Origin of the sequence: Acinetobacter sp. ACNIH2 (assembly GCF_002934965.1) — a bacterium.
In the GTDB taxonomy this organism is placed as follows: Bacteria; Pseudomonadota; Gammaproteobacteria; order Pseudomonadales; family Moraxellaceae; genus Acinetobacter; species Acinetobacter tandoii.
In genome coordinates this window covers 1,392,060-1,418,483 of sequence record NZ_CP026412.1, presented here as the reverse complement: position 1 = coordinate 1,418,483, position 26,424 = coordinate 1,392,060, and the positions used below count along the sequence as shown (strand labels likewise).

The window sequence follows — 26,424 nt, the reverse complement described above, 5'->3', positions numbered from 1 at the left end:
AATGAATACTAAAGCTATCATAATGATGATTATCTCAATGGTATTTCTCTGGGGCGGGTTAGCATTGTCGATTCTCCATTTGATGAAAAACCCTGAAGAATTGGATGAAGTGCTGGACGAAGTGAAAGATCAGCACACGTTGTAAATAATTTGTTTCAGTAAATACCAAGTATATGCAAATGAAAGCCATTATCATTTAAGATAGTGGCTTTCTTATTTAGAGCATCACTTTATGGACACCTTATTACCGCATCAGGTGTGGGTTGCATTTGGCGTGACCTTGCTTGCAGGACTGGCGACAGTTCTGGGCGGTATTTTGGTTGTATTCTTTAAACAGCCGAGTTATCGCTTTCTCTCGTTTGGATTGGCATTTTCCGCAGGGGCGATGATTTATGTTTCTTTGACAGAAATTTTAAATAAATCTATCCATTCTTTTAGTCTGGCTTTTGATGATAAAACGGGCTATGCCTTTGGGACTTTATCATTATTGCTGGGTGTGATTTTAGTTTTAATTCTCGACCGTTGTATTCCCAACCCTCATGAAACCATTGAAAACCAAAGTGTGCAGGGCATTAATCAACAACAATTATTACGAACAGGATTGCTGACTTTATTCGCAATTACGGCACATAACTTGCCAGAGGGTTTAGCGACTTTTTTTGCGACTTTAGAAAGTCCTGCACTTGGGGCACCACTTGCGGTAGCGATTGGTATTCATAATATTCCTGAAGGAATTGCGATTGCTTTGCCAGTCTATATGGCAACTCAGAAAAAAAGTGCAGCATTAATTGCCAGTTTGGTCTCGGGGCTTGCTGAACCTTTAGGTGCAATGCTTGGTTATTTTCTTTTGGCACCGTATTTAAGTTTTAGTGTATATGGCACCGTATTTGGCATTATTGGTGGGGTGATGGTGTATTTGGCCTTAGATGAACTACTCCCGACGGCCAAAAAATATGCGCAAGGGCATGAAACAGTCTATGGTTTAGTTACAGGTATGGCATGTTTGGCACTGAGTCTGGTGATGTTTAAGTATGTGAGTTAGCTTGGAGAGTGAAAAACAGAAACGAGCGTTTCTGTTTTCCTGAAAAGTTTTAGGCAGTTTTTTCGATTAAGCAATAATAAAAACCGTCGCCATGCCCTATTTGTGGGAACAATTGACGACCATGAATCTGCTCAATCCCCCAATCAGCATTAATTTTAATTTCTTTCGCATCAGTGTGTTTGGCAAAGAAATCGATCATTTGCTGTTCATTTTCTGCTTTTAAAATTGAACAGGTAATATATAGCAATGTGCCGCCCACTTTGAGTTGTTGCCACATATTTTCAAGAATTTTCTTTTGTAGCTCAACTGTTTGGGCAATATCACTTGATTGACGTAGTAAACGAATATCTGGATGGCGACGGATCACACCAATGGCTGAACAAGGTGCGTCGAGAACGATACAATCCGCAAGTTCAGGTGATGCCCATTTCACAGCATCGGCTGTAATAATTTCTACAGACTCTTCGCTTAAAGCCAAACGTTCTAAGTTTTCAGCGACACGTTTTAAGCGTTTTTCATCTTGGTCGAGAGCGATCAGTTTTTTCGGCTGATATTTCTCTAAAATATGTGCTGTTTTGCCTCCAGGTGCTGCACAGGCATCAATCACAAACTTGCCATTTAAGTCGGGTAACAAGGTTGCACAGAGTTGCGCATGTTCATCCTGTACTGAAAAACCACCCGCTTCAAAACCAGGAAGGCTAGGCACATGAATACTTTCATCGAGCACAATACCGACACTCGAAAGTTCACATGCATGTGCTTCAATGCCTTCATCTTCTAAGATTTCTAAATATTCGTCACGGCTGACCTGTAAGGTATTGACGCGCAAGGTTAGGGGGGCAACTTGTTTTAGTTCATAGCTGATTTCAGCCAGTTGATCCCCCCAGTCTTTTTTCAAACGTTTGGATAACCAGCTTGGCAAATTCGATGCTTGTTCTAAGACATCGTAGAACTGTTCTGTTTCTCTGGTTGCACGACGCAAAATGGCGTTGACCACACCGCTTAAGCTTTCCATACCCAATTGTTTTGCTGCATCTACCGTTTCAGAAATAGCCGCATGCGCTGCAACGCGGGTACACAGCAATTGGTATAGACCTACGTATAAACAGGTTTCAACCACTTGATTTTCAAGTGGTTTAGGCAGCAAAGGTAAAGTCACTTGTTTCAATGCATGCCATTGGCGTAAACAACCAAGAACTAATTCATGGTACAAGGCACGGTCTTTGTCGGACACAATAGCCATGTGTTGTTGAAGCACCGATGCCAGTGATTGACCATTTTGGACAGCCAATAACGTTTTAACAACCTGAGCACGTAAGTTTAAAGTCTTACCTGAGGCGTGGGGAGATTGTTTCATTATAAAATTTGTCCAATATTTAGTTTTTGGGTTTGTAAAATTTGTACAGCATTCAGTGGTTTACCACCTGGCCATTGTAAAGTTGTGAGTATGATGACGGTATGATTGGCACAGGCAACATGTACACCATGTTTATCAATCGCAATAATTTCACCCACTTGAGTCTTTTCTGTCGTTTCAGGTGATAAGACAGAATTCCATACTCTTAAGTTATTTTGCTCATCGAGTGGAATAAATGCCACGGGCCAAGGGTTAAAAGCACGGATATTACGGTCAATGCTTATCGCATCTTGTGACCAATCAATTTGCGCTTCAGCTTTAATGAGTTTATGTGCATAGACCGTGAACGCTTCATCTTGTACTTCACGCTCGGCTAAATATTGCTGTAAGGTTTGTTCAGAGTGCAACACGGCAACAATTGCTTCTGCCCCTTGCAGCGCTAATTTGTGATGCAATGAGGCTGAGGTATCGGTCGCTTCAATCGGACAGTAAGTCTTATACATCATATCGCCCGTATCTAGGCCTGCCGCCATTTTCATAATGGTGACACCCGTTTCAGCATCTCCTGTGGCAATTGCACGTTGAATCGGTGCAGCACCTCGCCAACGTGGTAACAATGAACCGTGAATATTCAGGCAGCCGTATTTAGGCGTATCGAGTACCACTTGAGGCAATATGAGGCCATAAGCGGCAACCACCATCACATCGGCATTTAAATCTTTTAATTGTTGTTGTGCTGCTAAGCCTTCCTCAGTGGAAGATTTGAAGTGTAAAGGTTGATATACGGGTAAATCATGTTCCAGTGCCAACTGTTTGACTGCTGAAGCAGTCAGTTTTTGACCACGACCCGCTTTGCGGTCAGGTTGGGTGTATACCGCAACAATTTCATGTTCTGTTTTGAGTAACGCTGCCAAAGCACATGCAGCAAATTCAGGTGTACCGGCAAAGATGATTTTCACACATCAAATTCCATAGAAACTTGCGTCTATTATATGTCAAAAGCAACGCCAAGCCGAATCTACAATATGCGTTGTAACAATCATGGGTTGGTTGAATATGCGATGCAAAGAAATAGCAAGGGTATCGGCATTTTAAAACTTTTAGTTATGCAAAATTAAAAAAATATTCATGAAAGTTTTGTATTTAATCTGCTGTGTTCGGTTTATAGTAGTTTCATTAAAGCTTTCTTTGAGATCATGTGTCGGAATATAGCCTGTGTTGTTTGAATGCAGGAAAGTTGAATGCTGGTTGTCTGTTAAACACTTCGCTGTAGTATGATGTTGCCTATATTTCGACTGATTCTAGATGATCCATCAGTCTTATTTAGCCAGAGTGAATCGCAGATTCATATCAAGCACAAACTTTGTTGGAAACGCAAATGCCTGATTATCGTTCAAAAACATCAACACATGGAAGAAATATGGCTGGCGCACGTGGTTTATGGCGTGCAACAGGTATGAAAGATGAAGATTTTGGCAAACCGATTATTGCGGTGGTCAACTCTTTTACTCAATTTGTTCCTGGTCATGTGCATCTTAAAGACTTAGGTCAACTTGTGGCACGTCAAATTGAAGCGTCAGGCGGTGTAGCAAAAGAATTTAATACCATTGCAGTCGATGATGGGATTGCGATGGGACACGATGGCATGTTGTATTCATTGCCTTCACGTGACTTAATTGCAGACTCTGTGGAATACATGGTCAATGCGCATTGTGCTGATGCCATGGTGTGTATTTCGAACTGTGACAAAATCACCCCAGGCATGTTGATGGCTTCTATGCGCCTGAACATTCCTGTGGTGTTTGTCTCTGGCGGGCCGATGGAAGCGGGTAAAGTCAAAATCCGTGGCAATGAACACGCGATTGACCTTGTCGATGCCATGATTGTCGCGGCAGATGACAGCTTCACTGATGAAGAAGTGGCTGAATATGAACGTTCAGCTTGCCCGACCTGTGGTTCATGTTCGGGTATGTTTACGGCAAACTCAATGAACTGTTTAACCGAAGCGTTGGGTCTATCGCTTCCGGGCAATGGTTCAACTTTGGCGACACATGCAAATCGTAAAAAATTATTCGAAAAAGCAGGTCAGTTGATTGTTGAACTGGCAAAACGCCATTATGAGCAAGAAGATTACAGCATTCTTCCACGTTCTATCGCGACCAAAGCAGCCTTTGAAAATGCCATGACCCTTGATATTTCAATGGGGGGGTCAACCAATACCGTTCTTCACTTATTGGCTGCTGCGAATGAAGCAGAAGTTGACTTTACCATGACCGACATTGACCGTTTGTCACGTAAAGTGCCTGTGTTATGTAAAGTTGCACCAGCAAAACAAGACGTACATATGGAAGATGTACACCGTGCAGGCGGTATCATGTCAATTTTGGGTGAATTAGACCGTGCAGGCTTGTTGGATACATCTGTACCGACTGTGCATGAAAAAACCTTAAAAGATGCTTTGGACAAATGGGACATTATCCGTACAGAAGATGAAGAAGTGTATCAATTCTTCCGTTCAGCACCGGGTGGTGTACCGACGCAAACCGCATTTTCACAAGACCGTTACTACTCTCGTTTAGATGGGGATCGTAACAATGGCGTGATCCGTAATGCTGAACATGCTTTCTCTCAAGATGGTGGTCTGGCTGTTCTTTACGGCAACATTGCCCTTGAAGGCTGTATTGTGAAAACAGCAGGGGTGGATGACTCCATCTTGAAATTCAACGGTACAGCACGTGTTTTTGAAAGCCAAGATGCTGCGGTAGAAGCGATTCTGGGTGGAAAAATTACCGCAGGTGATGTGGTGGTGATTCGTTACGAAGGTCCACGTGGTGGTCCGGGTATGCAAGAAATGTTGTATCCAACCAGTTATTTAAAATCGAAAGGTTTAGGTAAAGATTGCGCCTTACTCACCGATGGTCGTTTCTCGGGTGGATCATCTGGTCTTTCGATTGGTCACGTTTCGCCTGAAGCGGCTGAAGGTGGTGCGATTGGTTTGGTTGAAGATGGTGATCGTATTGAAATCGATATTCCAAACCGTACCATTCATTTGGCTGTAGATGAAGCAACGATGGCAGCGCGCCGTGAAGCGCAAGAAGCCAAAGGCTGGCAGCCTGCTGAGCCGCGTCCACGTAAAGTGTCTAAAGCATTAAAAGCCTATGCGATGCATACTACCAGTGCTTCAAAAGGTGCAGTACGTGAAATTTAATCAGTAGATTTTACGGATGAGAAAGAGCACTCCTTTGGGGGTGCTTTTTTATTTAAAAGTCATTGGTTCAGCACCGTAGAGTCTTAAAGACGTTTTTCAAAATGCAGTTTATAACCTTCGGTTTGACCTACTTTGGTTTCTCTGTATCAGATAACAGGATAGATTCAAGATCAATATGTTAAGACCGCGAAGAGATTGATCGGCATTGACTCAAAGGTCTCATTGTACTTTTATGTCATGCCTACTTTCTATACAATAAAAACAGAAAAATTGCCAAGACCGTAGAGCAATACGCAGCCATCGCCAAGGAAAAATACAATGAGTAAAGACAATATCCGCGAACATTCAGCCCCCGTTTATGAAGGCATTGAAAATGCGCCTGCACGTTCCATGATGCGTGCCACAGGCTTTAAAGATTCTGACTTTACTCGCCCTTTTGTGGGTATTGCTTCGACATGGGCCAATGTCACGCCGTGTAATATGCACATCGATGGTTTGGCACGTGAAGCCGAAAAAGGGGTCAATCAGGCAGGCGGAAAAGGCATTATTTTTAATACCATCACCATTTCAGATGGCATTTCTAACGGCACCGAAGGCATGAAGTATTCATTGCTGAGCCGTGAAATTATTGCAGACTCGATAGAAGCCGTGGTGGGTTGTCAGGCCTATGATGGGGTGATTGCGATCGGTGGTTGTGACAAAAATATGCCAGGTTGCATCATGGGTTTGGCACGTTTAAACCGTCCGGGTTTGTTTGTTTATGGTGGTACGATTAAGCCGGGCGCAGGGCATACCGACATGATTTCAGTCTTTGAAGCCGTGGGTCAACACGCCAAAGGTGAAATCAGTGCCATTCAAGTCAAACAGATTGAAGAAGTAGCACTACCGGGGCCGGGTTCTTGTGGCGGTATGTACACTGCAAACTCGATGGCTTCTGCGATTGAAGCTTTGGGTATGAGTTTACCGGGTTCATCGGCACAAGAAGCAGTTTCTGATGAGAAGCGGATTGACTGTCAAAAAGCAGGCGAAGCGGTGATGAATTTGCTGCGTTTAGATATTAAACCGCGCGATATCATGACTAAAGCCGCGTTTGAAAACTCAATTAAAGTGCTGATTGCTTTGGGCGGTTCGACCAATGGGGTGCTGCACTTACTGGCGATGGCACATACCGCTGGGGTTGAACTGAGTTTGGATGATTTTGTCCGTATCGGGCAAGATATTCCCGTAGTGGCAGATGTACGTCCTTCTGGTCAATATCTGATGTCAGAGCTGATTGCGATAGGAGGCATTCAACCACTGATGAAGCGGATGTTGGATGCTGGCATGCTCGATGGTTCATGTCTAACTGTCACAGGAAAGACCTTGGCGGAAAATTTAGCCGAGGTTGACGACTACCCCGAAGGTCAACAGATTATCTTACCGTTTGATGCCCCGATTAAAAAAGACTCTCACTTGGTGGTGCTCAAGGGTAATTTGTCTCCAACAGGTGCTGTGGCTAAAATTACAGGCAAAGAAGGCTTGTATTTTGAAGGGCCAGCACGGGTCTTTGAAGGTGAAATTGGTGCCATGCGCGGCATTTTAGATGGTGAAGTTCAAGCAGGTGAGGTGGTGGTGATCCGTGGTGAAGGCCCTAAAGGTGGACCAGGTATGCCAGAAATGCTGAAACCGACTTCAGCAATTATTGGTAAAGGTCTGGGCAAATCTGTGGCGCTGATTACCGATGGTCGTTTTTCTGGAGGCAGTCATGGTTTTGTGATTGGGCATGTGACCCCTGAAGCCTATGAAGGTGGTCCAATTGGTCTTGTTCAGAATGGAGATCGTATCTCGATTAATGCCGAAACGCGGGAAATGACTTGGCATGTTTCTGAACAAGAAATTGCTGCACGGCAAAACCGTTGGGTCAAGCCAAAACCGAATTATACCCACGGTGCGCTAGCGAAGTTTGCTAAACTGACCACTGGAGCCGAAAAGGGTGCAGTGACTGATTTAAACTTAGAACTGTAAGCTATCGGGAAGGATTGAACATTTTGTCTTGAATTATGTTACGTTTTGCTCAAGACTTATTGTATTTTAAGACATTCTGTTCACCATATTGGTCATTTTCTGCGGGTTAGAAACAATATCACTCGCTCTTTCTACATTAGAGGCAACTCATGTCACTGTTACGCCGTTGGTTTGATCCGATCCGATCGAGATGGTTTTATCAAAAACCAACTCGTCAAGAGGTATTGCCTACGGAGCATGGACTCAATATTCATTTACGTTTAGACGATGTTTATAGCTATTTGGCTGTGCAGCAGTTGCCACAATTAGAAGAAATTTTGAGTGATGAACTTAAACCTCTCAAAGTCATTATTTCCAGTCAAGCTCCTGAGCCACCGAATCAGATGTCGGCGCAAGAATGGCAACACTATTGTCTGAATGATGCGCAGATTTTATCGAAACAGCACCGATTCAGTTTTCACGAAACCCCTGAACAGCCACCACAAGAAGCCTTGGCGCAGGCGGAAACTATTTTAAGAAATACTCCGCTACAAGGTCAGGATTTTCTTTATTTACTCGAAGATGTGTTTCATATGCTGTGGCAGAAGCAGTATGGCAAGTTGCGCACGTTATATGCCATGGCGAGTAAACATCATCAAGAACAGCACTTTACAGAGCGGGTATTTAATGATGATGCCGTCCTTGCCAGTTATTTTGAATTTTCAGACCGTAAATATCATGCAGTAGATGATCTGCTGCGTCTAACCCGCCGTTTAAAGCAACAAAAATTACTGACAGGCAATCCGATTTTTCTCATCAATCATATTGAATGGCGCGAGCATTCAATTAGTGATGCAGAAGAACTCAATGAAATTCAAGCACTTGATCCAGAGTTAGATTTATATATTGCGTTAGAAGACCCAGTTTCATGGCTGTTATTGGCCTATATTAAAGAGGAATTGGCAGATTATTATAATATTCAGTTGACCGTGTACCCACTCAGTTATCATGGGCGAGACTGGTTTGACTGGAGCTTGGCAACCCGTTTATCTAAACGGACAGAAGTGGCATTTACCCCATTTTGTCGTCCGACTAAAGAAGCCACTTATGCGATGGCACAGCTGTATTATCTTGTGCCTGAAGAGCAGCGGATTGCAGCCATGCACCGTATTTTGCAAGCGGTATGGACCCAAGGAAAGGATCTTTCCTTTAAGGCGCACTATCAAGAGCTACAACGCGAGTTGGGCTTAGAGTTGCAGGAAGTAAGGCAGGAGGATATTCAAGCCAAGTTGAAAGAAAATGATGTTCTATGTGAAATGAAGTCACAGCCTGATTTTCCTGTACTCGAATTACGTATCGATGGGCAAAGTTATACCTTTAATAGCTTATATCGGGTCTGGATGATTGAAAGTATTTTCAGTAATGTGTTAGAAGAAAAATATAAAATTGAAAACGAAGCGGATTCCTCCAGCTTAACAACAGAAGATAAAACTAATGCAGAAAGAGAAATGTGAGTCGCTTGAGCAAGTTCGAGACAAAATTGATCTGATTGATCAGCACCTGATTGAATTAATTACGACCCGACAGTTTTATGTCGATCAGGCGGTGCGTTTTAAGCGCACTGAACATGAAGTGCAATCGCCAGAGCGGGTTGAACAGGTGATTGCCAAAGTTCGTCAACAGGCGGCACAACAGGGCACTGATCCAGACTTAATTGAACAGATTTATCGGGAAATGATTCAGCATTTTATTCGCCGTGAGCTCAAAGAAATTCGCCCTTAAATCATTTTTTATTTAATTTTTCTTAAAAAATTAGGCGTGCTAAATAGTGCGCTTGGGTTTATTTTGGGCTTAAAATTGAATAGTATGTGTAATATTATAACATACCTATTCATTTGCTCATGTCTGCACTTTCTCAACGCCTACAGGCGATTGATGCACTGCGAGGTCTAGTCATTTTAATTATGATGGTCGACCATGTGCGTGAAACCTTTTATTTACACCATCAAGTTCCCGATCCAATGCGTATTGAGGAAACGGAAGCCAGTTTGTTCTTTAGCCGAATTTTGGCACATTTGTGTGCTCCTGTTTTTGTGGTTTTGACGGGATTATCGGCGTATTTATATCAAGCGAAACACAATAGCTTGAGTATGACGCGAGAATTTTTGCTTAAACGTGGTTTATTTTTAGTGATACTCGAATTGTTGGTGATCAATTTTGCATGGACAGGACAGTTCCCACCACACGTGATTTATTTGCAAGTGATTTGGGCAATTGGGATCAGCATGATTGTTTTAGCGCTGCTGATAGGGTTACCACAGCGAATTTTGTGGTTGATTGCTGTATTGATTATTTTTGGGCATAACCTATTGGATCAGGTCTCCTTGCCACAAATGCCAATTTTACAGCCGATTTGGTTGATTTTACATGAGCGTGGTTGGATTGAATGGGGGGAATTCCTCAAACTGCGTACTTCTTATCCTGTACTGCCTTGGATTGGGGTAATTTTGTTAGGTTATTCTATAGGGGCAACTATTTTTCAAGTGCAGATAACACCACAACGAAGAACGACATATTTATGGGTATTTGGCTGTAGCAGCGTTGTTGGATTTGTAATCCTGAGAATGTTGAATGTATATGGTGATATCCCTTGGCAGACATTCCCGACTTCACTGCAAACCTTGATGAGTTTTTTTAACCTAACCAAGTATCCGCCGTCCTTATTGTTTATTTTATGGAATGTTGGCTTGGGGTTGTTACTGCTTGTGGCGTTGGAAAAAGTGCAACAGCAGGCATGGGTACGTCCTTTAATCACTTATGGGTCAGTGCCGATGTTCTTTTATATTGTGCATTTATTTGTTTTAAAGCTGTTGTATGTGGTTGCCGTGGTGCTTTGGGGACAAAATCATGGTGACTATTTTGGGGTAAATCAGGTATCCACCCTTTGGTGGATTGCGATTATCCTGTCCATTGTGCTTTATCCATTGATGCGGTGGTTTTCTAAATTTAAGCATCAAAATAAGCAGATTCCATTATTAAAATATCTATAGTTTTCGGAATGACATAAAAAAACCCTTCATCTGTGAAGGGTTTTTTTATGTTGTAAAAGTAGGCTTTTACATAAATTTCACGCCTTGTTGACCCGCAGGAGTCACTTTGAAGATTTCCACTTCAAAAGTAATGTTTTTACCCGCCAATGGATGGTTAAAATCTACTTCGGTAATGTCATCACCGACAGTTTTAACGATGCCATACAGGCTTTGTTTGGCTTTATCTTCAAACTCGATCATGTGGCCTTCAACAGGGCGTTGCTCGAATTTTACCGTATCAAATGTTTGCACATTTTCAGGGTTCCATGGTCCAAACGCATCTTCTGGTGGAAGGCTGACGGTACGACGGTCACCTGCACGTAGACCAAACAAGGCTTTTTCAAAGCCTGGGAGTAAACTGCCATCGCCCATCACCAAGCTGACCGGTTCAGCGCGGCTACGGGTGTTGTCAATTTCTACACCATTTTCAATGGCAACGGAAAAATGAAGATCAACCTTCGAACCTTGTTCAATACGGGTTTCTTCATTCGGATTAATAATTTCATTCATGGTGTTGCGCATCCGCACGTTGAATTCGATGTTTTTCTAGGAAAAACGTATCTATAAGCAGCAAAATGGTGCCCAAAGTAATGGCACTGTCGGCAAGGTTAAATGCAGGGAAATGGCTATTGTTGTAATAGACATGAATAAAATCGACCACGTAACCTAAGGTCACGCGATCAATTAAATTTCCTACAGCACCGCCTAAAATCAGCGCAATTGCCATGGGTAAAATCGTGACGTGCTTTGGCATACGCATTAACCAAAACACAAAAATCACTGAAACCAAGGCTGCAAGTGAGGTAAAGAAATAACGTTGCCAGCCGCCTGCATCGGACAAGAAACTAAAGGCTGCGCCATAGTTATGTAACAAAGTCCAATTTAAAAAAGGCAGTACAGGTACCGGATCTGCATAATTCAGGTGCGTAGACGCAATCCATTTCGTCCATTGATCTAACACAATCGCCAAAATGGATAACCCCACCCACAGCAAATTGTGTGGGTAGAATTGAAACAGGCCCGCTTTCTGTTGTGGATTAGGCATATTTTCTCTCTTCGCCTTGACCAGTAGGGAGGTTAATAATACAACGTGCACACAGACCTGGATGTTCGTGATGTGTATTCACATCAGGAAGAACATGCCAACAACGCGCACATTTTTCACCTTCCGCAGCTGAGACTTTCACGCGTAAACCATCTAAATCGGCTTCTTGACCTTGAGTTGCAGCAAAGGCGTGAACTTGTACTTGAGATGTGATCAGTACGAAGCGAAGTTCATCGCCTAGGCGATCTAGTACCGCTTTCAAGCCTTCATTTGCCCATAATTCAACTTTGGCAGAGAGATTAGAACCTACCAGTTTTTCGTTTCGTGCAACTTCAATATGCTTGTTCACCGCAGATTTTACGGTAATCAAGGTTTGCCAATCGGCTTCAGACAATAAGTTTGCAGTCGACGCCATAGGAATATCGTACCATTCCGCGGTGAATACATATTTCTCGGTTTGTTCTGGAATCAGTGGCCATGCTTCTTGCGCGGTAAAGCTCAAGATTGGTGACATCCAACGAACAAAAGCTTGCACCAAGTGATACAGCGCAGTTTGTGCCGAATGACGCGCTTGCGAGTCTGCTTTGGTAGTGTACTGACGGTCTTTGATGATGTCGAGGTAGAAACCACCCAAGTCGTTAATACAGAAGTTAGTCAAGGCATTGGTGACGATATGGAAGTTCATATCTTCATAGGCTTGTTGAATAGTTTTCTGTACATCCGCTGCACGTTGCAAGATGTATTGATCCAGTGCAATCAATTGATCGACAGGCAGGGCATCCGTCGATGGTTTGAAACCATTCAAGTTCGCCAATAAGAAACGCAGTGTGTTACGAATACGACGGTAACCGTCTGATGCACGGTTAAAGATTTCTTTACCTGCGGTCATTTCATAACGGTAATCGGCTGATGCAATCCAGAAACGTAAACCATCTGCACCCATATCTTTAATGATGTCTTGTGGGGTGATGATGTTGCCCAAAGACTTCGACATCTTACGACCTTTTTCATCCACCACGAAACCGTGGGTCAACAAGCCTTTGTACGGCGCACGTTGATTGATGGCAATAGAAGTCAACAATGAAGACTGGAACCAACCACGGTGCTGGTCTGAACCTTCAAGGTATAAATCGGCAGGATCAGTCAGTTCTTCGCGTTCACGTAGCACAGCATAGTGCGTTGTTCCTGAATCGAACCAAACGTCTAAGGTGTCACGTACGCAGTTATATTGCTCTGCTTCCTCACCGATAAAGTCTTTGGCATCGCGGTTATACCATGCGTCAATGCCTTCTTGTTCGATCAGTAAAGCCACTTCTTCAATCAATTCAGCTGTACGCGGGTGTAACTCGTTAGTATCTTTATGTACGAAGAATGGGATTGGCACACCCCACGTACGCTGACGTGAGATACACCAGTCTGGACGACCTTCGATCATGGCTTGAATACGGTTTTTACCCCAATCAGGCACAAAGCTGATCTCGTTTTCAATGGCGTTCAATGCACCTTGGCGTAAACCTTTGGCATCCATGCTGATAAACCATTGTGGTGTCGCACGGAAGATAATTGGGGTTTTGTGGCGCCAGCAGTGTGGGTAGCTATGCTTGATTGGCTTATGCGCCCACAGCTTGCCTGCCTCGCCTAAAGTGGCAATGATTTGTGGGTTGGCTTTGTAAATATGCTCGCCTGCAAAAATTGGAGAAGTTGGTAAGTAGACACCGTTGCCGCCAACTGGATTGTCAACTTTTAAGTTATAGAGTAAGCCAACTTTATAGTCGTCCACACCATGACCTGGAGCAGTATGTACCGCACCCGTACCGCTGTCTGCAGTCACGTGTTCGCCTAAAATTACAGGGACTTGGCGCTCTGCGATCAGCGGGTGTTGCAGGCGGACATGCTCAAGTTTATTGCCTGTGAACTCGGCCAAGACTTCAACGCTATTGAAACCATAACGTTCAGTTGCAGATTCAACTAAGTTTTTCGCCAAGATAAAGTTTTGCGGCTCTTTTTCTTCACCACGTGCTTTAACCAGTTGATATTCAAGTTCAGCATGTAAAGCAACGGCTTGGTTGGCAGGTAAAGTCCAAGGTGTCGTGGTCCAGATCACGATGTCTGTGCGGTCAGCAACTTCTACGCCTAGACGTGCAGAAAGATCAGCTAAATCAACGACAGTAAAACCTACGTCAATGGCATCTGATTTTTTATCTTCATATTCAACTTCAGCTTCAGCCAAAGCCGAACCACAATCTAAACACCAGTTCACAGGTTTAAGACCAGGTTCGATGTGACCTGCTTTGGCAATTGCACCCACTGAACGTACGATGTCTGCTTCTTGTTTGAAGTTCATGGTCAAGTAAGGATTGTCCCAATCCCCAAATACACCCATACGCACAAAGTCTTTTTTCTGTAATTCGACTTGGGTGTAAGCATATTCGCGACACGCTTTACGGAAGGTTGAAGCATCGACTTTTACGCCGACCTTACCAACTTTTTCTTCCACTTTTAGTTCAATCGGTAGACCGTGACAGTCCCAACCTGGTACGTAAGGAGCATCAAAACCATCCATGACTCGGCTTTTAATAATAATGTCTTTTAAGACTTTATTGACCGCATGACCTAAATGGATTTGACCATTGGCATATGGAGGGCCGTCATGCAGGACATACTTTTTCTTGCCAATACGCGACGCACGAATCTGCTGATAAATGTTGTCGGCATACCACTCTTCTAACCATTTCGCTTCACGTACTGCAAGGTTTGCTTTCATTGCAAATTCAGTACCTGGGAGGTTGAGTGTGGCTTTATAATCCACTGCATTTTCAGGAGTTTGCTTATCGCTCATGCAAGATATCTTCCAATTTTATCAGGGTTTAGACTGACGCGTTTTACATAAAATTTTTCGGTGTTTAAAAGGGAAAAGTTGGGTTGTTATGGCGAAACTCAAGTAGTTTCTCCACATCATCATCAATTCCCGCTTTCAGTGCTTCCAGCGAAGGGTAGTTCTTTTCACCATGTAAGTAGTTTAAGAAAGTTACCCGCATTAACAAGCCATACAGATTAGCAGAAACATTAGGGAAATGTACTTCTAATCGCCATTCTGGATGCTCTTGTTTGATGGCCGGTCGGGTGCCGACATGCCCCGCACCAAACAAAGCCGTTTCCTGATAACCCAGAACTCCTTTTTGTTCAGGATTCTCTTGCACAACTTTGTCTTGTAAAGATGTAGTTTCACAAATCACATCGACGCCATATATGCCGTTTAAACAGGGTTTATGACGGTTGAGGCGCACATTAATCGTTGGAAAATCGAGGGTTCGTCCAATTTGGTCGCCATATTGCACACGACCTGTGATGCTATAAGGCCGTCCTAATAACTGTGCCGCGAGTGCTAAATTACCTTCTGCAAGGGTTTGACGAATACGGGTTGAACTGACACGTTCACCTTCAAGTGCAATGGTTTGTAAATTATGAACATCAAAACCGTAATTTTTCAGGAATTCACTATTGCCTTGACGGTTTTTGCCAAAGTGAAAGTCATCGCCCAAGATCAGGCTTTGTGCATTTAGTTGGTCTTTTAAAATACTGGCAAATGCTTCTGCGCTTAAGCTACGGAAGGTATTGTCGAACTTGGCAACGGCAATATAGTCCACTCCCAATTCAGTTAAATATTCCACTTTTTCACGGAGTGAGCTAATGCGTGGTGGTGCTTCATAACCTTGAAAAAATTCTAAAGGCTGTGGCTCAAAAATCATGACTAAAGATTTAAGTTGTTGTTGTGCAGCAACCTGTTTCAGTTGCTGAATCATCGCTTGATGTCCTAAATGGACGCCGTCAAAATTACCAATGGTCACAGCAGTTAGAGGTAATTGAAAGTCTGGCGCTAAAGCATTCAGGCGGAGCAGCTTCATGGGCTAATCAATAAATGAAAAATAATCAGGCTTATATATTGCCATATTCTTGAGCATTCGTCTTGTTGTTGTGTTTTTACCCAGAAAAATTTATTGATCTATTATTTTTATATCATAAAAACTGATTTTAAAAATGAATAATAATCAATTTTACTTATTTTTAGTGTGTTGTAATATCAATATAACTTCTTAATTTGGGTTGACGCCGTATGAACAAGCCCTTTCATCAGTTGCCACAATGGCATGATGTGATCCGTCAGTTCACACCGAACTGGTTTACCGTCTGTATGGGTACCGGCATTTTGTCGATTATATTGGCAGAATTTAGTGCTGTTCATCCTATGTTTTGGCAATTCGGTGCAGGATTGTGGTTGTTGAATGGGCTGATTTTTACTTTATTTAGCAGTTTATATGCTTTGCGTTGGTTGCTGTACCCGCAGGAAGCCAAACAGATTTTTGCCCATCCCAGTATGAGTTTATTTTTAGGGACCATTCCAATGGCATTGGCGACGCTGATTAATGGTGCCTTGAAATATGGGGTAGTGCTGTATGGTACAGCCATAATTGGTATTGCAGAGTGGGTGTGGTATCTCGACGTATTGATGGCTGTGATGGTGGCGTTTGTGGTGCCATTTTGTATGTTCAGTTGTCAGCGCCACCAATTACAACAGATGACTGCAGTCTGGTTACTTCCGATAGTTGCCTGTGAAGTGGCAGCAGCTTCGGGTGCAGTGTTGTTACAGCATTTGCCAGTAACTCCTCATGCGGTGGGTATTTTATTTGGCAGCTCTGTACACGACAAATTTCATAGGGCCCTTGTCCTATCAGGCTTTTTCTTTCTTAAAATTGCTAGCACTTTCTTAAATTCTTCTTTTTTTCCAAAACCAATCAAACGTAGAATAGCCATCTGAACATAGTCCAAACCGTAGCGAAATAAACTTACTGAAAGTCGTCCATGCTTCTTTAGTTTTATCGCTTTTTTTCGATCATGTTGCCATTCACCTGTTAAATAGCACCAACAGAAACCGATCGCTAGCACTGCTATCAATTTCTTGACTCGTCTAGGGTCTGTTAAACGAGTATTTTCAAGATTGAATCCACGTCCTTTGAGACAACTAAATAAGGTTTCGATTTCCCAGCGTAATGCATAATCACCAATAGCAGAAGCATTAAACATAGGAGAAACAACAAGTAAAAGTTCTCCATCTTCTAATCGTAGCGCACTAATATACAGTTTCACTCGACCAACCCAAATACGTCGTTTACGACATTCTGTTTGACCAACTTGAAGATGACGAAATAAATCACTAATTTTATGATTCTTGGCTAAGTGATTGGTCACAATAAAGTTTTTTTAACACGTATACAGAAGTTAATGTCATTTTCAATTAACCATGTAAACCATTTCTCACCGATAAATTCTCTGTCTGCGAACACATTCACAATACGATCTTTACCAAAAATGGAGATAAAGCGTTGAATCAAAGCAATACGCTCTTTTGTATCTGAATTTCCACGTTTATTGAGCAATGTCCAAACAATAGGTATCGCTATTCCACGATAGACGATGGCTAACATCAAGATATTGATATCTCGTTTTCCCCATTTCCAGTTGGTTCTATCCAAAGTTAATTGGACTTTATCGAATGAAAATATATTGAAAATTAACTGAGAAATTTGACGATAATCGAAATACTGATCTGCAAAGAAGCGTTGTATACGTCGATAAAATGATTGTGGTAAGCACGTGATGGGTAAGGCTTTAGATGCAGAAGAAAGATTACATGTCTGTTTTACAATTAATGCCAGCATAATCAGTGTAAAACATTTTACACGTGACTTGTTCCACTTTAGATATTTGTTTAAGATGAGATGTAACTCATTGAAATGTGTCATCATATTCGTCGTCAGAAAACAAGTATTATGCCATTATTTCAATGAGTTGTCTTTTTTTGTCGTGTACAAAGATTTGGCAGCTATATTTTGTGGGGCATTTCAGTTTTTCCTGCCATGCTGATTTTGGGCATTTTATTTTTACGATTGGCCTTGCACCAATTGCCAAGTCAGGAATTAGCCATGACAGGCTGGTTGGCGGTCGGGCCGATTGGCACAGGTGCATTGGCATTATTACTTTTGGGTGAGCAGGCTACACGCTTACTACATGCAACACATTTCATCGGACTGGGTGAGTTTCTCCATCAGGCAGGGTTTTTGAGCAGTTTGTTGCTACTTGGTTTTGGAGTGTGGTGGTTAGGAATAGCGATCATGATTACCCTGAAACACGCAGGTTCACATTTGGTTTTTAATTTAGGCTGGTGGGGCATGACTTTCCCATTGGGCGTATTCAGTTTGGCAACGTTACAGCTTGCCCAACAATTGCAGCTTCATTGGTTACTGAATATAGGCTATGGCTTGGCAATCTTGTTGATGCTGTTATGGGGATTGGTTATGAGCAAAACTGTGGCTGGGTTTTATGCAGGACGACTTTTCTTTTCACCGTGTTTAAACCTCTATCTGCAACAAAAATAAAGTTGCACAGCACGGGCTAAAAAACTCATTGAGAGATAGAGGATGACAGAATTTGCACACAGTGTGGTTTTGATTTTTAATAGCACCGTTCTGATTTTGAGTAGATGCGATGAAATCCTCTTTGGCGCTGATTATGGCTTTACCAAATGAATCGAAAGGTTTATTTGAACAAGCTCAGATTGATGTGCATTACAGTGGCATTGGCAAGGTCAATGCAGCATTTAAAGCTTTTGAGGTGATTCAGGCGACAGGCTGTAAAACTTTATTAAACCTTGGTAGTGCAGGCAGTTCTTACTTTGAGCGTCATGCTTTGGTCGAAGTCACCAGCTTCGTACAACGCGATATGGATGTTTCACCGCTCGGCTTTGAAGTCGGGGTGACGCCGATGGATCAGGATCATCCTGGGGCAATTGACTTAGAACCTTTTTTTTCCCATTTACCGAAAGGTGTATGTGGTACAGGGGATAGCTTTGAGACAGGTCAGCCAAAAGTCCCATGTAATTTAGTCGACATGGAAGGTTATGCGATGGCCAAAGTGTGTAAAAAACTGGGTGTGCGTTTAATTTCGATAAAATATATCACCGATGGTGCAGACGACAGTGCACATCTCGACTGGGAAGAAAATTTAATGCTTGGGGCGAAAAAGTTATTGTCTTTATATCAGTCTATTACGACTTAATTGGCTCGGCGACCATAGATGGCTATGGTCGTATGCCAAAATCAATATAGGGCTTAGTTGTGTTGCTCACGCGGTAGAATACCGTAGAGCATCATATGGACGGTATGTTGAATGACGCGTTGTTGCATACTGCGGTTGCGTAAGGTTTTACCGGTCACCATTTCCATTTGAGTCGCAAAGTCGGCATAGTTTTGTGTCACTGCCCAGATATTGAGAATGAGCAATTCAGGATCAATATCTGCTGAAATTTTCCCTTGTTCTTGCCACATGCTAATGACCTTAGCTTTGCGTTTGACCAGTTTTTTTAGTGGACCTTTTAAGATCTCTAAAATATGCGGTGCACCTTGGATAATTTCTAAGGCAAATAAACGTGATGCTTTCGGCTGAGTGCGCGACAGTTCAATTTTCTGCATTAAATAATTGGTAATTGCTTCCGTCGGTTCAAGCTCTGCTTCTAGTATTTGCAGTGGCGCTAACCATTTTTGTAAAACGGTCGTCAGCACTTCCACATACAGTGCTTCTTTATTTTCATAATAGTAAAAAATGTTCGACTTATGCATTTCTGCAAGTTGAGCAATTTCATCTAAACTAGCCCCGTTAAATCCATATAAGGAAAAAACATCAAGTGCGGCATTCAGCAATTGATGGCGCTTTTGAGTACTCTTTTTTTGTTCCATTCGTAGCTTTAAAAAATTCAGGGAAGGTCAAATTGTACGGCAAATCATCAGATTTGTGCATCAACAAATCAGGTAATTTGATGAAATCGCGTATTTTACGGATAAAAAAACACTGCTCGATTTCATATTCATTCCATTAAAAAAAACAAAAGGATAACTAAAGACCAAAATGCATCAATTTGGATCATTTTTTATTTTAAATGTGACAGTTTGATGACAGGTCGGCGCATGCCTTCGATCGCATCAACTTCGAGTTTTTACGCCAAGCTTGGGGTTAAGCTTGGCGCAAAAAAATCATTTAAGTGGCGAGAACGGCATTCAAGACTTGCTGTTCAAGTTCAGCGAAATGTAGATTTTTTTCACGTGGGCGGGGTAAGTTAACCTGAAATTGACGGGCAATATGGCCTTTGTCGAGTAGAATAATACGATCGGCCAGTTGTACGGCCTCACTAACGTCATGGGTCACTAAAACGGCAGTAAAACCCTGTTCTCGCCATAGCTTTTCAATTAGATTCTGCATTTCTAGCCGAGTTAAGGCATCGAGAGCACCAAGCGGTTCATCTAATAACAACACGCGAGGTTGATGAGAGAGTGCGCGTGCGAGTGCGGTGCGTTGGCGCTGTCCGCCTGAAAGTTGTGCAGGCCAGAGCGGCGCTTTTTCCTTTAAACCAACTTTTTCTAATAATGCAGTGGCTTGAGCATGTGCGTCTTTATGGAGACCAAGCTGTACATTCTGTTCAATACTACGCCAAGGTAGCAGACGTGGGTCCTGAAACATAACCCGAATGTCGTCACTGGTAATGCCTTCACGCAAATGGCGTGCCGATTTAAATTTAATTTCGCCGTAACTCGGTTGTTCTAAGTCCGCAATCAGTCTTAATAAGGTACTTTTGCCACAACCACTCCGTCCAACAATGGCAAGAAACTCTCCAGGTTGAATATGGAGATCTAAATCTTCAAGAACTTTGACATCACCATAAAACTTATAGAGTTGTTCAATCAGAATTTCTGCGCCAATTACGGCATTTGGTTGGATATCTGATTGTGGTGACGGTGGGTGCTGAATCTGTTCAGCAACATGCTGACCAATACTGAGATCTGTCATCTTCGGCTCCTTATTTTTGATAGCCTGGGTGCCAGCGCAATAAGTATTTTTCTAAACTGACTGCTAGCACATCTGCCAGTTTACCTAATAGGGCATAGAGTAAGATGCCGACCAGAACCACATCGGTCTGTAAAAATTCACGTGCATTCATCGTCATATAGCCAATGCCCGCTTGGGCAGAAATAGTTTCCGCGACAATGAGTAAGACCCAAACTAAGCCAAGAGCAAAGCGTAAGCCGACTAAAATGGAGGGCATCGCCCCAGGTAAAATAATATTTTTATACAGTTCCCATCGGCTGAGACCGTAGCTTTTTCCCATTTCAATTAGTTGGGGATCGACCGAACGAATGCCGTGGTAGGTGTTGATATAAATTGGGAAAAATACCCCAACCGCCACCAAAAACAGTTTTGCAGTTTCATCAATGCCAAACCAGAGAATCACCAATGGAATCAAGGCGAGGGCAGGGATATTGCGGATCATCTGCAAGGTGGTATCGAGTAGGGTTGAGGCTGTTTTGGATGAGCCGTTGAGTAAGCCCAACAACAACCCTAAGCCACCACCGATAGCCAGCCCTAATAAGGCACGTCCTGCACTGACTTTGACATGATGCCAAAGCTCACCACTAATGAGTAAATGCCAGAATGCACTGACCACTGCTGTAGGTGCAGGTAAAATGCGACTCTGTAGCAAACCTGTACTGGATGCAATTTGCCAGATCAGAATCAGTAAAAAAGGGAACAACCAAGGCAGCAAACGCTGCCCAAAGTTTGTTCCACGTGAAACTTTCTGTTTTGGGAAAGTTTCAGTCGCAGTTATTTTGGACATTAGGCAGGCTCCTTAATTGGACGTGAAACCGTGGTCTGATTCGGCACATAATTGTTGGCGACAATTTCTCCAAAAGGTCCAGTCAAATTGGGTTGCGTCAATTTTTTGCGCGTTTCAAGTGGCAAGAGTGGGAAAACCAATTCAGCAAAACGAATAGATTCTTCCAAGTGCGGATAGCCAGAAAAAATAAAGGTGCTGATGCCCAAATCGGCATATTCCTGAATTCGATCTGCCACAGTTTGTGGGTCACCTACCAAAGCTGTACCCGCTCCACCACGTACCAGTCCAACCCCTGCCCATAAGTTTGGTGATACTTCAAGTTTGCTACGATCACCATTATGTAGTTCAGCCATACGACGCTGTCCCACAGAGTCCATTTGCTTAAACTTTTGTTGTGCTGCAGCAATGGTCGCATCATCGACGTATTGAATCAGCTCATCGGCCGCTTTCCAGGCTTCTTCGTTGGTTTCACGCACAATGACGTGCAGACGAATACCGTAGTTAAGTTGGCGTCCTTTTGCTGCGGCTTTCGCGCGGACATTTTCAAGTTTTTCTTTGACTGCTGCGGGTGGTTCACCCCAAGTTAAATAGGTATCAACCTGTTCGGTTGCTAGTTCAACCGCTGCTTCTGAAGAACCACCAAACCATAAAGGTGGGTAGGGCTGTTGCACTGGCGGATAAAGTAGTTTGGCATCATCAACTTTTAAGTGTTCTCCATGAAAACTGAAAGATTCGCCTGTGTGTGAACGGGTCAGAATCTCACGCCAGATTTTGGTGTATTCACTGGCAGTTTCATAACGGGTGGCATGGTCTTCATAAATGCCATCACCTTTAAGCTCTTGTTCGTCACCACCCGTCACCAGATTTAACAAGACACGTCCATTGGATAAACGGTCAAACGTGGCAGCCATACGCGCAGCTAATGCAGGTGTAGTCACTCCTGGGCGTAATGCCACTAGAAACTTCAGATTTTTGGTTGCATCAATCAAACTGGCAGCCGTAATCCATGGATCTTCACATGAACGTCCCGTTGGGATCAGCACACCTTCATAGCCTAAATTGTCCGCTGCAACTGCAATTTGCTTCATATAAGCATGATCGACTTGGCGTGCGCCTTTGCTGGTTCCTAAATAACGACTGTCACCATGGGTGGGAATAAACCAGAAAATTTTCATTATCAATATCCTTACAATTTCTACAGATTAGTGGGTTTTAGGTGCTGCCCAAACGGTGGTTTGAACTTGAATGTTTTTCGGAATCAATTGAACCTGTTGGAACAGATCTGCGATTTGTTGCTGCGCTTGTACCACTTCAGGGGTTAGGGTCTGAATTGGCGATGGTTTCAGGCGTTTATCAATTACACGTTGGGCAATTGAAGTCTGTAAACCTGTACTTTGGGTATAGACGGTTAAGGCTTGCGGCTGATTTTTTAATACCCATTGATCGGCCTGATTCAAGCCATGTAAAAACTGTGCAGTCGCTTGAGGATGTGCCGCGATGAATTTTGGGTTACCAATATAAAAGGAGTAGGTTTTTGGGAAAGCGGTCCCATCAATCAGCACTTTGGCATGTGCATCTTGCTCCGCCGCGCTGAGGTAGGGTTCCCAAATGGCCCAAGCATCAATCGACTGTTTGTCAAAGGCCGCGCGTGCATCGGCAGGGGGTAACCAAATCGGTTGAATGTCCTGCCAACTTAAGCCCGCTTGTTGCAAAATTTTGGCGAGTAATTCATGCGCACTCGAACCTTTCTGTACCGCAATACGTTTGCCTTTTAACTCTTGAATGGACTGAATGCCGCTGCTTTTGGGAATCAGTAATGCCTGAGAATTGGCAGGTATTAGCTCATAACCGACATAACTTAAGTCTTTACCTGCTGCTTGAGCAAAAATAGGGGGCGTATTGCCGACGGCACCAAAATCAACAGCACCTACTGCTAGAGCTTCAAGCATTTGTGGACCCGCAGGGAACTCTTTCCATTCAATTTTGGCGTGAGGAAATTCCTGTTCAAACAACTTTTGCTGACGCGCTACCAACAAATTTAGGGAAGATTTTTGGTAACCAATAGAAAGTGTATCTACCGATTCAGCTTTATTTTGGGAGGCAGCTTGGGTCTGACTCGATTCAGATTTTTGGCAAGCACTCAGTGCAAGGCTCAGTGCAGTAATGCCAACGAAAGTTATTGTTTTAAGGGCGTTCATTTTTGCTATTCCTCATTATTATGGTGTCGCTTTTAAGAGCGCAGTTTGAATGTCAATTTTGTTTGGAATCAGCTTTTGTTGATAAAAAGCGTCTGCGACAAATTGCTGTTGTTTTGCCACTTCTTCAGAAATAGGTTGAACTCCAAATCCCATGCGAGAAATTGAACGGTTCAAGACTTCGACGGGCAAACCAGTCGGTTGTTGTAACAACTGAGCAGCCTGTTGCTGATGCTGTAAGACCCACGTGGTGGTCTGATTTAATTCATTGACCACTGTTTTTAAAATGTCAGGATGTTGTTGTGCAAATTTGCGATCTGCTAAGTAAAACTGATGGTTATTGACTAGATTTTTACCCGTTGCGAGTACACGTGCCCCAAGCTGTTGCTCGGCTGCGGCAAAGAACGGGTCCCAAATGACCCATGCATCGACTGCACCACGTTCAAAGGCGGCACGAGCATCCGCAGGTGGAAGGTATACCACTTCAATATCAGAGAGTTTGAGCTGGTTGGCTTCAAGGACTTTTAATAGTAAATAATGTACGTTTGAGCCTTTGTTCAGCACTACACGCTTACCTTTCAAATCTTGAATGGTTTTAAGGTTCGAGGTTTTTGGCACAATCAGTGCTTCAGCTTGTGGTGCGGGTGGTTGATTGGCGAGGTAAACTAAATTCGAGTTGGCAGCTTGGGCAAAAATAGGTGGTGCTTCACCTGCTTCACCCAACGCTACACTACCCACATTTAGCCCTTCCAGTAATTGTGGACCTGCTGGAAATTCGACCCATTTCACCTGTACGCCTTGTGCTGCCAAAGCTTGCTCTAAAGTGCCACGTGCTTTCACAATCGGTAAGATGCCGTACTTTTGAAAACCAATATTTAACGTCGTGGTTTCAACTTTTTTCGGGGCACAGCCTGCCATGAGCATGCTACCTGCCACAACAGTCAAAAGAATCCATGGACGTGTTGAAGTAAAATATGGCTTGCTCATGTTCGATGTGCTCCGCAATGAATAAATGCTGATATAAGGTTGAGCAGATACGCTATAGCGCTTTCTTTTGCGAAAAAAATAAAAAAACAGGGATTGATCATGAAAAAAAAAGATAAATAAAAAAATGCAAAACTTAGCGTTAAATCTGATTTAGAGGAAAAATAGAATATCAATTTGTATTTATTTAATTTATTGAAAATATTAGATTTATTTTGTAATTAAGGTATTTGTATAAGTTTATGCTGTAGTGGAATATAGCTTTCAGCCTGAATTAGCACACCAGACGATATACATTGCATAAATGCTGCTAAGGCGATGGCACATGAATAGGTGAATGCTCGGATGCAAAGATCAATCTTAGATAGACTTTACCTCGCCTTTTGTGAGCTGGGTAAAGTCATTGTGATTCAGGTGAAATGTTCTTGAAATGGGTAAAGCGACTTAAATCCGCTTTTTAAACACCAAAGAATTACGCTGATAGTTGTACAACGCCTGACGTGCATTGGGTAAATCATCGACATTGGCAGTTTCAAAGCCATGCTCTAAAAACCAGTGCGCTGTTCGTGTGGTCAGGACGAACAACTGTTGTATGCCCATACTGCGGGCTTTACCTTCCAAATAGTGCAGAATTTGGCTACCACGATTTGATTTTCGGTAGCTTGGGTGCACTGCTACGCAGGCAATTTCAGCACTACGTAATTCATGTTCTTGAGCAGGGATTGGATACAGGGCTGCACAGGCCAGAATCATGCCATCACGTTCAATCACTGCAAATTGTTCAATTTCCGTTTCCAGTCGTTCCCGTGAACGGTAAACCAGAATTCCTTCTTCTTCGAGTGGTCGCAGCAAATTGATCAGTCCACCGACATCTTGAATATTCGCCATGCGTACATCTTCATAATGTGCATCTGTGACCATCGTGCCTGAACCATCACGAGTAAATAACTCTTCAAGTAAAGCCCCATCATAGGTATAAGAAATCAGATGCACACGATGCACGCCTTTGAGTGAGGCATTTTGTGCACTGCGGAGTTGCTGCGCCAGTTCAGAATTAGTGTCTTGTGATTGTGAAATGTATTGATCTAGACTTTGCGGAGTAATTTCGCGTTGTAACTGACCTTGTGCATTGAGCAGACCATGTTGTTTGCCAAGGAAAATCAATTTATCTGCTTTGAGGCTAATGGCAGTTTTGGTCGCCACTTCTTCGGCAGGTAAGTTAAAGACTTCGCCCGTTGTGGAATATCCCACTGGGCCGAGCATCACAATATTGTGTTGTTGCAGATGTTTTTGAATGGCATCGGTATCGACACTGCGGACTTCTCCTGTCAGTTGAAAATCAACGCCATCACGGATGCCATAGGGTTTAGCAGTTATAAAATTACCTGAAACGACATCAATGCGCGCACCATACATGGGTGAATTGGCCAAACCCATAGACAATAACGCTTCAATTTGTAGGCGAACCGAACCTACGGCATTCATCACACAGCCCAGAGATTCTCGGGTGGTGATGCGACGGTGTTGATGAAATGGTGTACTGAGCCCACTGCTTTTTAAATTCTGATTAATTTGTTGACGCGCGCCATGTACCAGAATTAGTCGAATACCCAATGAATTGAGCAAGGCAATATCGTGAATGATATGTTGGAAGTTTTCATGCTGAACCGCTTCACCATCAAACATAATGACAAAGGTTTTGTTACGGTGTGCGTTGATGTAGGGTGCAGAATGTCGAAACCAGTGCACATATTGTAAGGTTGTGCTTTGTGAAACATCGTTCGAATTCGCTTGCATGCC

General features: G+C 43.0%; 23 protein-coding genes and 1 pseudogene. 10 read left to right on the top strand and 14 right to left on the bottom strand.

Features of this window, described 5'->3' with window-relative positions; genetic code table 11:
- Window position 1 precedes the first annotated feature (1 nt).
- Both C3F34_RS06620 and zupT read left to right on the top strand, forming a co-directional pair.
- Window positions 2–145, top strand: coding sequence for a methionine/alanine import family NSS transporter small subunit (locus C3F34_RS06620; protein ID WP_016165722.1), 144 nt, complete (start codon window positions 2–4; stop codon window positions 143–145).
- An 87-nt stretch (window positions 146–232) separates the two neighbouring features.
- Window positions 233–1,042: a zinc transporter ZupT gene (gene zupT, locus C3F34_RS06615; protein WP_044739784.1), complete on the top strand. Its 810-nt coding sequence runs from the start codon at window positions 233–235 to the stop codon at window positions 1,040–1,042.
- Window positions 1,043–1,091: 49 nt separating this feature from the next.
- Here the strand turns inward: zupT and rsmB are convergent, their stop codons facing one another.
- Together rsmB and fmt are read right to left on the bottom strand one after the other, a co-directional pair.
- Entirely contained in the window at window positions 1,092–2,399 is a 1,308-nt protein-coding gene (rsmB, locus tag C3F34_RS06610) for a 16S rRNA (cytosine(967)-C(5))-methyltransferase RsmB (protein WP_044739783.1), read from the bottom strand.
- A complete protein-coding gene (gene fmt / locus C3F34_RS06605) occupies window positions 2,399–3,358 on the bottom strand; it encodes a methionyl-tRNA formyltransferase (protein WP_104441289.1) in 960 nt (319 codons plus the stop codon). The genes rsmB and fmt overlap by 1 nt, the downstream gene beginning before the upstream one ends.
- A 419-nt stretch (window positions 3,359–3,777) precedes the next feature.
- Between fmt and ilvD (C3F34_RS06600) the strand changes: the two genes are divergently transcribed.
- The 5 genes from ilvD (C3F34_RS06600) to C3F34_RS06580 all read left to right on the top strand — a co-directional run bounded on the left by ilvD (C3F34_RS06600) (window position 3,778) and on the right by C3F34_RS06580 (window position 10,640).
- Window positions 3,778–5,607: a dihydroxy-acid dehydratase gene (gene ilvD, locus C3F34_RS06600; protein ID WP_044739781.1), complete on the top strand. Its 1,830-nt coding sequence runs from the start codon at window positions 3,778–3,780 to the stop codon at window positions 5,605–5,607.
- A 318-nt stretch (window positions 5,608–5,925) separates the two neighbouring features.
- Complete coding sequence (gene ilvD / locus C3F34_RS06595) at window positions 5,926–7,611, top strand: dihydroxy-acid dehydratase (RefSeq protein ID WP_044739780.1); 1,686 nt, start codon at window positions 5,926–5,928, stop codon at window positions 7,609–7,611.
- A 149-nt stretch (window positions 7,612–7,760) separates the two neighbouring features.
- Window positions 7,761–9,104: a hypothetical protein gene (locus C3F34_RS06590; RefSeq protein ID WP_044739779.1), complete on the top strand. Its 1,344-nt coding sequence runs from the start codon at window positions 7,761–7,763 to the stop codon at window positions 9,102–9,104.
- Complete coding sequence (locus C3F34_RS06585; protein ID WP_016165715.1) at window positions 9,085–9,372, top strand: chorismate mutase; 288 nt, start codon at window positions 9,085–9,087, stop codon at window positions 9,370–9,372. The genes C3F34_RS06590 and C3F34_RS06585 overlap by 20 nt, the downstream gene beginning before the upstream one ends.
- 119 nt (window positions 9,373–9,491) lie before the next feature.
- On the top strand, window positions 9,492–10,640 hold the full coding sequence (locus tag C3F34_RS06580; RefSeq protein WP_044739778.1) for a DUF1624 domain-containing protein: 1,149 nt from the start codon (window positions 9,492–9,494) through the stop codon (window positions 10,638–10,640).
- A 66-nt stretch (window positions 10,641–10,706) separates the two neighbouring features.
- Here C3F34_RS06580 and C3F34_RS06575 read toward each other — a convergent pair whose 3' ends face one another.
- The 4 genes from C3F34_RS06575 to ribF form a co-directional block, all read right to left on the bottom strand.
- Window positions 10,707–11,189, bottom strand: a complete 483-nt coding sequence (locus C3F34_RS06575) for an FKBP-type peptidyl-prolyl cis-trans isomerase (RefSeq protein WP_044739777.1) — start codon at window positions 11,187–11,189, stop codon at window positions 10,707–10,709.
- Entirely contained in the window at window positions 11,182–11,724 is a 543-nt protein-coding gene (lspA, locus tag C3F34_RS06570) for a signal peptidase II (RefSeq protein ID WP_044739776.1), read from the bottom strand. Before lspA ends, C3F34_RS06575 begins: the two co-directional genes overlap by 8 nt.
- Window positions 11,717–14,563: an isoleucine--tRNA ligase gene (ileS, locus tag C3F34_RS06565; protein ID WP_104441288.1), complete on the bottom strand. Its 2,847-nt coding sequence runs from the start codon at window positions 14,561–14,563 to the stop codon at window positions 11,717–11,719. The genes lspA and ileS overlap by 8 nt, the downstream gene beginning before the upstream one ends.
- A gap of 64 nt (window positions 14,564–14,627) precedes the next feature.
- Complete coding sequence (ribF, locus tag C3F34_RS06560; RefSeq protein ID WP_016165710.1) at window positions 14,628–15,629, bottom strand: bifunctional riboflavin kinase/FAD synthetase; 1,002 nt, start codon at window positions 15,627–15,629, stop codon at window positions 14,628–14,630.
- 209 nt (window positions 15,630–15,838) lie between these two features.
- On the opposite strand from ribF, the gene C3F34_RS06555 reads away from it, so the two are divergent.
- Entirely contained in the window at window positions 15,839–16,540 is a 702-nt protein-coding gene (locus tag C3F34_RS06555) for a hypothetical protein (RefSeq protein WP_104441287.1), read from the top strand.
- Here the strand turns inward: C3F34_RS06555 and C3F34_RS06550 are convergent.
- Window positions 16,435–17,525 (bottom strand): IS4 family transposase gene (locus C3F34_RS06550; RefSeq protein WP_104442269.1). Its coding sequence is split into 2 segments (ribosomal slippage): window positions 16,435–16,985 and window positions 16,985–17,525, totalling 1,092 coding nucleotides; the frame shifts between segments, so codons are not numbered across the junction. The two genes, C3F34_RS06555 and C3F34_RS06550, sit on opposite strands and share 106 nt — an antisense overlap.
- 81 nt (window positions 17,526–17,606) lie before the next feature.
- Here C3F34_RS06550 and C3F34_RS06545 point away from each other — a divergent pair.
- Window positions 17,607–18,158: pseudogene (locus tag C3F34_RS06545) on the top strand (C4-dicarboxylate ABC transporter); the annotation flags it as partial.
- A gap of 109 nt (window positions 18,159–18,267) precedes the next feature.
- Complete coding sequence (locus tag C3F34_RS06540; RefSeq protein ID WP_044739772.1) at window positions 18,268–18,837, top strand: 5'-nucleosidase; 570 nt, start codon at window positions 18,268–18,270, stop codon at window positions 18,835–18,837.
- A gap of 53 nt (window positions 18,838–18,890) precedes the next feature.
- Here the strand turns inward: C3F34_RS06540 and C3F34_RS06535 are convergent, their stop codons facing one another.
- The 7 genes from C3F34_RS06535 to argA all read right to left on the bottom strand — a co-directional run bounded on the left by C3F34_RS06535 (window position 18,891) and on the right by argA (window position 26,421).
- Window positions 18,891–19,514 carry a TetR/AcrR family transcriptional regulator gene (locus C3F34_RS06535; RefSeq protein WP_044739771.1) on the bottom strand — a complete coding sequence of 208 codons (624 nt, stop codon included), beginning with the start codon at window positions 19,512–19,514 and terminating at the stop codon, window positions 18,891–18,893.
- A gap of 298 nt (window positions 19,515–19,812) precedes the next feature.
- Window positions 19,813–20,619, bottom strand: coding sequence for an ABC transporter ATP-binding protein (locus C3F34_RS06530; protein WP_044739770.1), 807 nt, complete (start codon window positions 20,617–20,619; stop codon window positions 19,813–19,815).
- Window positions 20,620–20,629: 10 nt separating this feature from the next.
- Window positions 20,630–21,445, bottom strand: coding sequence for an aliphatic sulfonate ABC transporter permease SsuC (gene ssuC, locus C3F34_RS06525; RefSeq protein WP_044739769.1), 816 nt, complete (start codon window positions 21,443–21,445; stop codon window positions 20,630–20,632).
- Window positions 21,445–22,620: an FMNH2-dependent alkanesulfonate monooxygenase gene (gene ssuD / locus C3F34_RS06520; RefSeq protein WP_044739768.1), complete on the bottom strand. Its 1,176-nt coding sequence runs from the start codon at window positions 22,618–22,620 to the stop codon at window positions 21,445–21,447. The genes ssuC and ssuD overlap by 1 nt, the downstream gene beginning before the upstream one ends.
- Window positions 22,621–22,647: 27 nt before the next feature.
- Window positions 22,648–23,643, bottom strand: a complete 996-nt coding sequence (locus C3F34_RS06515) for an aliphatic sulfonate ABC transporter substrate-binding protein (RefSeq protein ID WP_104441286.1) — start codon at window positions 23,641–23,643, stop codon at window positions 22,648–22,650.
- An 18-nt stretch (window positions 23,644–23,661) separates the two neighbouring features.
- Window positions 23,662–24,627, bottom strand: a complete 966-nt coding sequence (locus C3F34_RS06510) for a sulfonate ABC transporter substrate-binding protein (RefSeq protein ID WP_104441285.1) — start codon at window positions 24,625–24,627, stop codon at window positions 23,662–23,664.
- A gap of 441 nt (window positions 24,628–25,068) precedes the next feature.
- Window positions 25,069–26,421, bottom strand: a complete 1,353-nt coding sequence (argA, locus tag C3F34_RS06505) for an amino-acid N-acetyltransferase (protein WP_104441284.1) — start codon at window positions 26,419–26,421, stop codon at window positions 25,069–25,071.
- Between the last annotated feature and the right edge of the window lie 3 nt (window positions 26,422–26,424).

Excerpts from the sequence above, each read along its gene's own strand:
- C3F34_RS06580 (WP_044739778.1), top strand. The coding sequence starts at position 9,492 with ATGTCTGCACTTTCTCAACGCCTACAGGCGATTGATGCACTGCGAGGT.
- ileS (WP_104441288.1), bottom strand. The coding sequence starts at position 14,563 with ATGAGCGATAAGCAAACTCCTGAAAATGCAGTGGATTATAAAGCCACA.
- rsmB (WP_044739783.1), bottom strand. The coding sequence starts at position 2,399 with ATGAAACAATCTCCCCACGCCTCAGGTAAGACTTTAAACTTACGTGCT.
- C3F34_RS06555 (WP_104441287.1), top strand. The coding sequence starts at position 15,839 with ATGAACAAGCCCTTTCATCAGTTGCCACAATGGCATGATGTGATCCGT.
- C3F34_RS06540 (WP_044739772.1), top strand. The coding sequence starts at position 18,268 with ATGAAATCCTCTTTGGCGCTGATTATGGCTTTACCAAATGAATCGAAA.
- ssuC (WP_044739769.1), bottom strand. The coding sequence starts at position 21,445 with ATGTCCAAAATAACTGCGACTGAAACTTTCCCAAAACAGAAAGTTTCA.
- ilvD (WP_044739780.1), top strand. The coding sequence starts at position 5,926 with ATGAGTAAAGACAATATCCGCGAACATTCAGCCCCCGTTTATGAAGGC.
- C3F34_RS06515 (WP_104441286.1), bottom strand. The coding sequence starts at position 23,643 with ATGAACGCCCTTAAAACAATAACTTTCGTTGGCATTACTGCACTGAGC.
- C3F34_RS06590 (WP_044739779.1), top strand. The coding sequence starts at position 7,761 with ATGTCACTGTTACGCCGTTGGTTTGATCCGATCCGATCGAGATGGTTT.
- argA (WP_104441284.1), bottom strand. The coding sequence starts at position 26,421 with ATGCAAGCGAATTCGAACGATGTTTCACAAAGCACAACCTTACAATAT.
- C3F34_RS06510 (WP_104441285.1), bottom strand. The coding sequence starts at position 24,627 with ATGAGCAAGCCATATTTTACTTCAACACGTCCATGGATTCTTTTGACT.
- C3F34_RS06530 (WP_044739770.1), bottom strand. The coding sequence starts at position 20,619 with ATGACAGATCTCAGTATTGGTCAGCATGTTGCTGAACAGATTCAGCAC.
- C3F34_RS06575 (WP_044739777.1), bottom strand. The coding sequence starts at position 11,189 with ATGAATGAAATTATTAATCCGAATGAAGAAACCCGTATTGAACAAGGT.
- ilvD (WP_044739781.1), top strand. The coding sequence starts at position 3,778 with ATGCCTGATTATCGTTCAAAAACATCAACACATGGAAGAAATATGGCT.
- ssuD (WP_044739768.1), bottom strand. The coding sequence starts at position 22,620 with ATGAAAATTTTCTGGTTTATTCCCACCCATGGTGACAGTCGTTATTTA.
- C3F34_RS06620 (WP_016165722.1), top strand. The coding sequence starts at position 2 with ATGAATACTAAAGCTATCATAATGATGATTATCTCAATGGTATTTCTC.
- C3F34_RS06585 (WP_016165715.1), top strand. The coding sequence starts at position 9,085 with ATGCAGAAAGAGAAATGTGAGTCGCTTGAGCAAGTTCGAGACAAAATT.
- lspA (WP_044739776.1), bottom strand. The coding sequence starts at position 11,724 with ATGCCTAATCCACAACAGAAAGCGGGCCTGTTTCAATTCTACCCACAC.
- zupT (WP_044739784.1), top strand. The coding sequence starts at position 233 with ATGGACACCTTATTACCGCATCAGGTGTGGGTTGCATTTGGCGTGACC.
- ribF (WP_016165710.1), bottom strand. The coding sequence starts at position 15,629 with ATGAAGCTGCTCCGCCTGAATGCTTTAGCGCCAGACTTTCAATTACCT.
- C3F34_RS06535 (WP_044739771.1), bottom strand. The coding sequence starts at position 19,514 with ATGGAACAAAAAAAGAGTACTCAAAAGCGCCATCAATTGCTGAATGCC.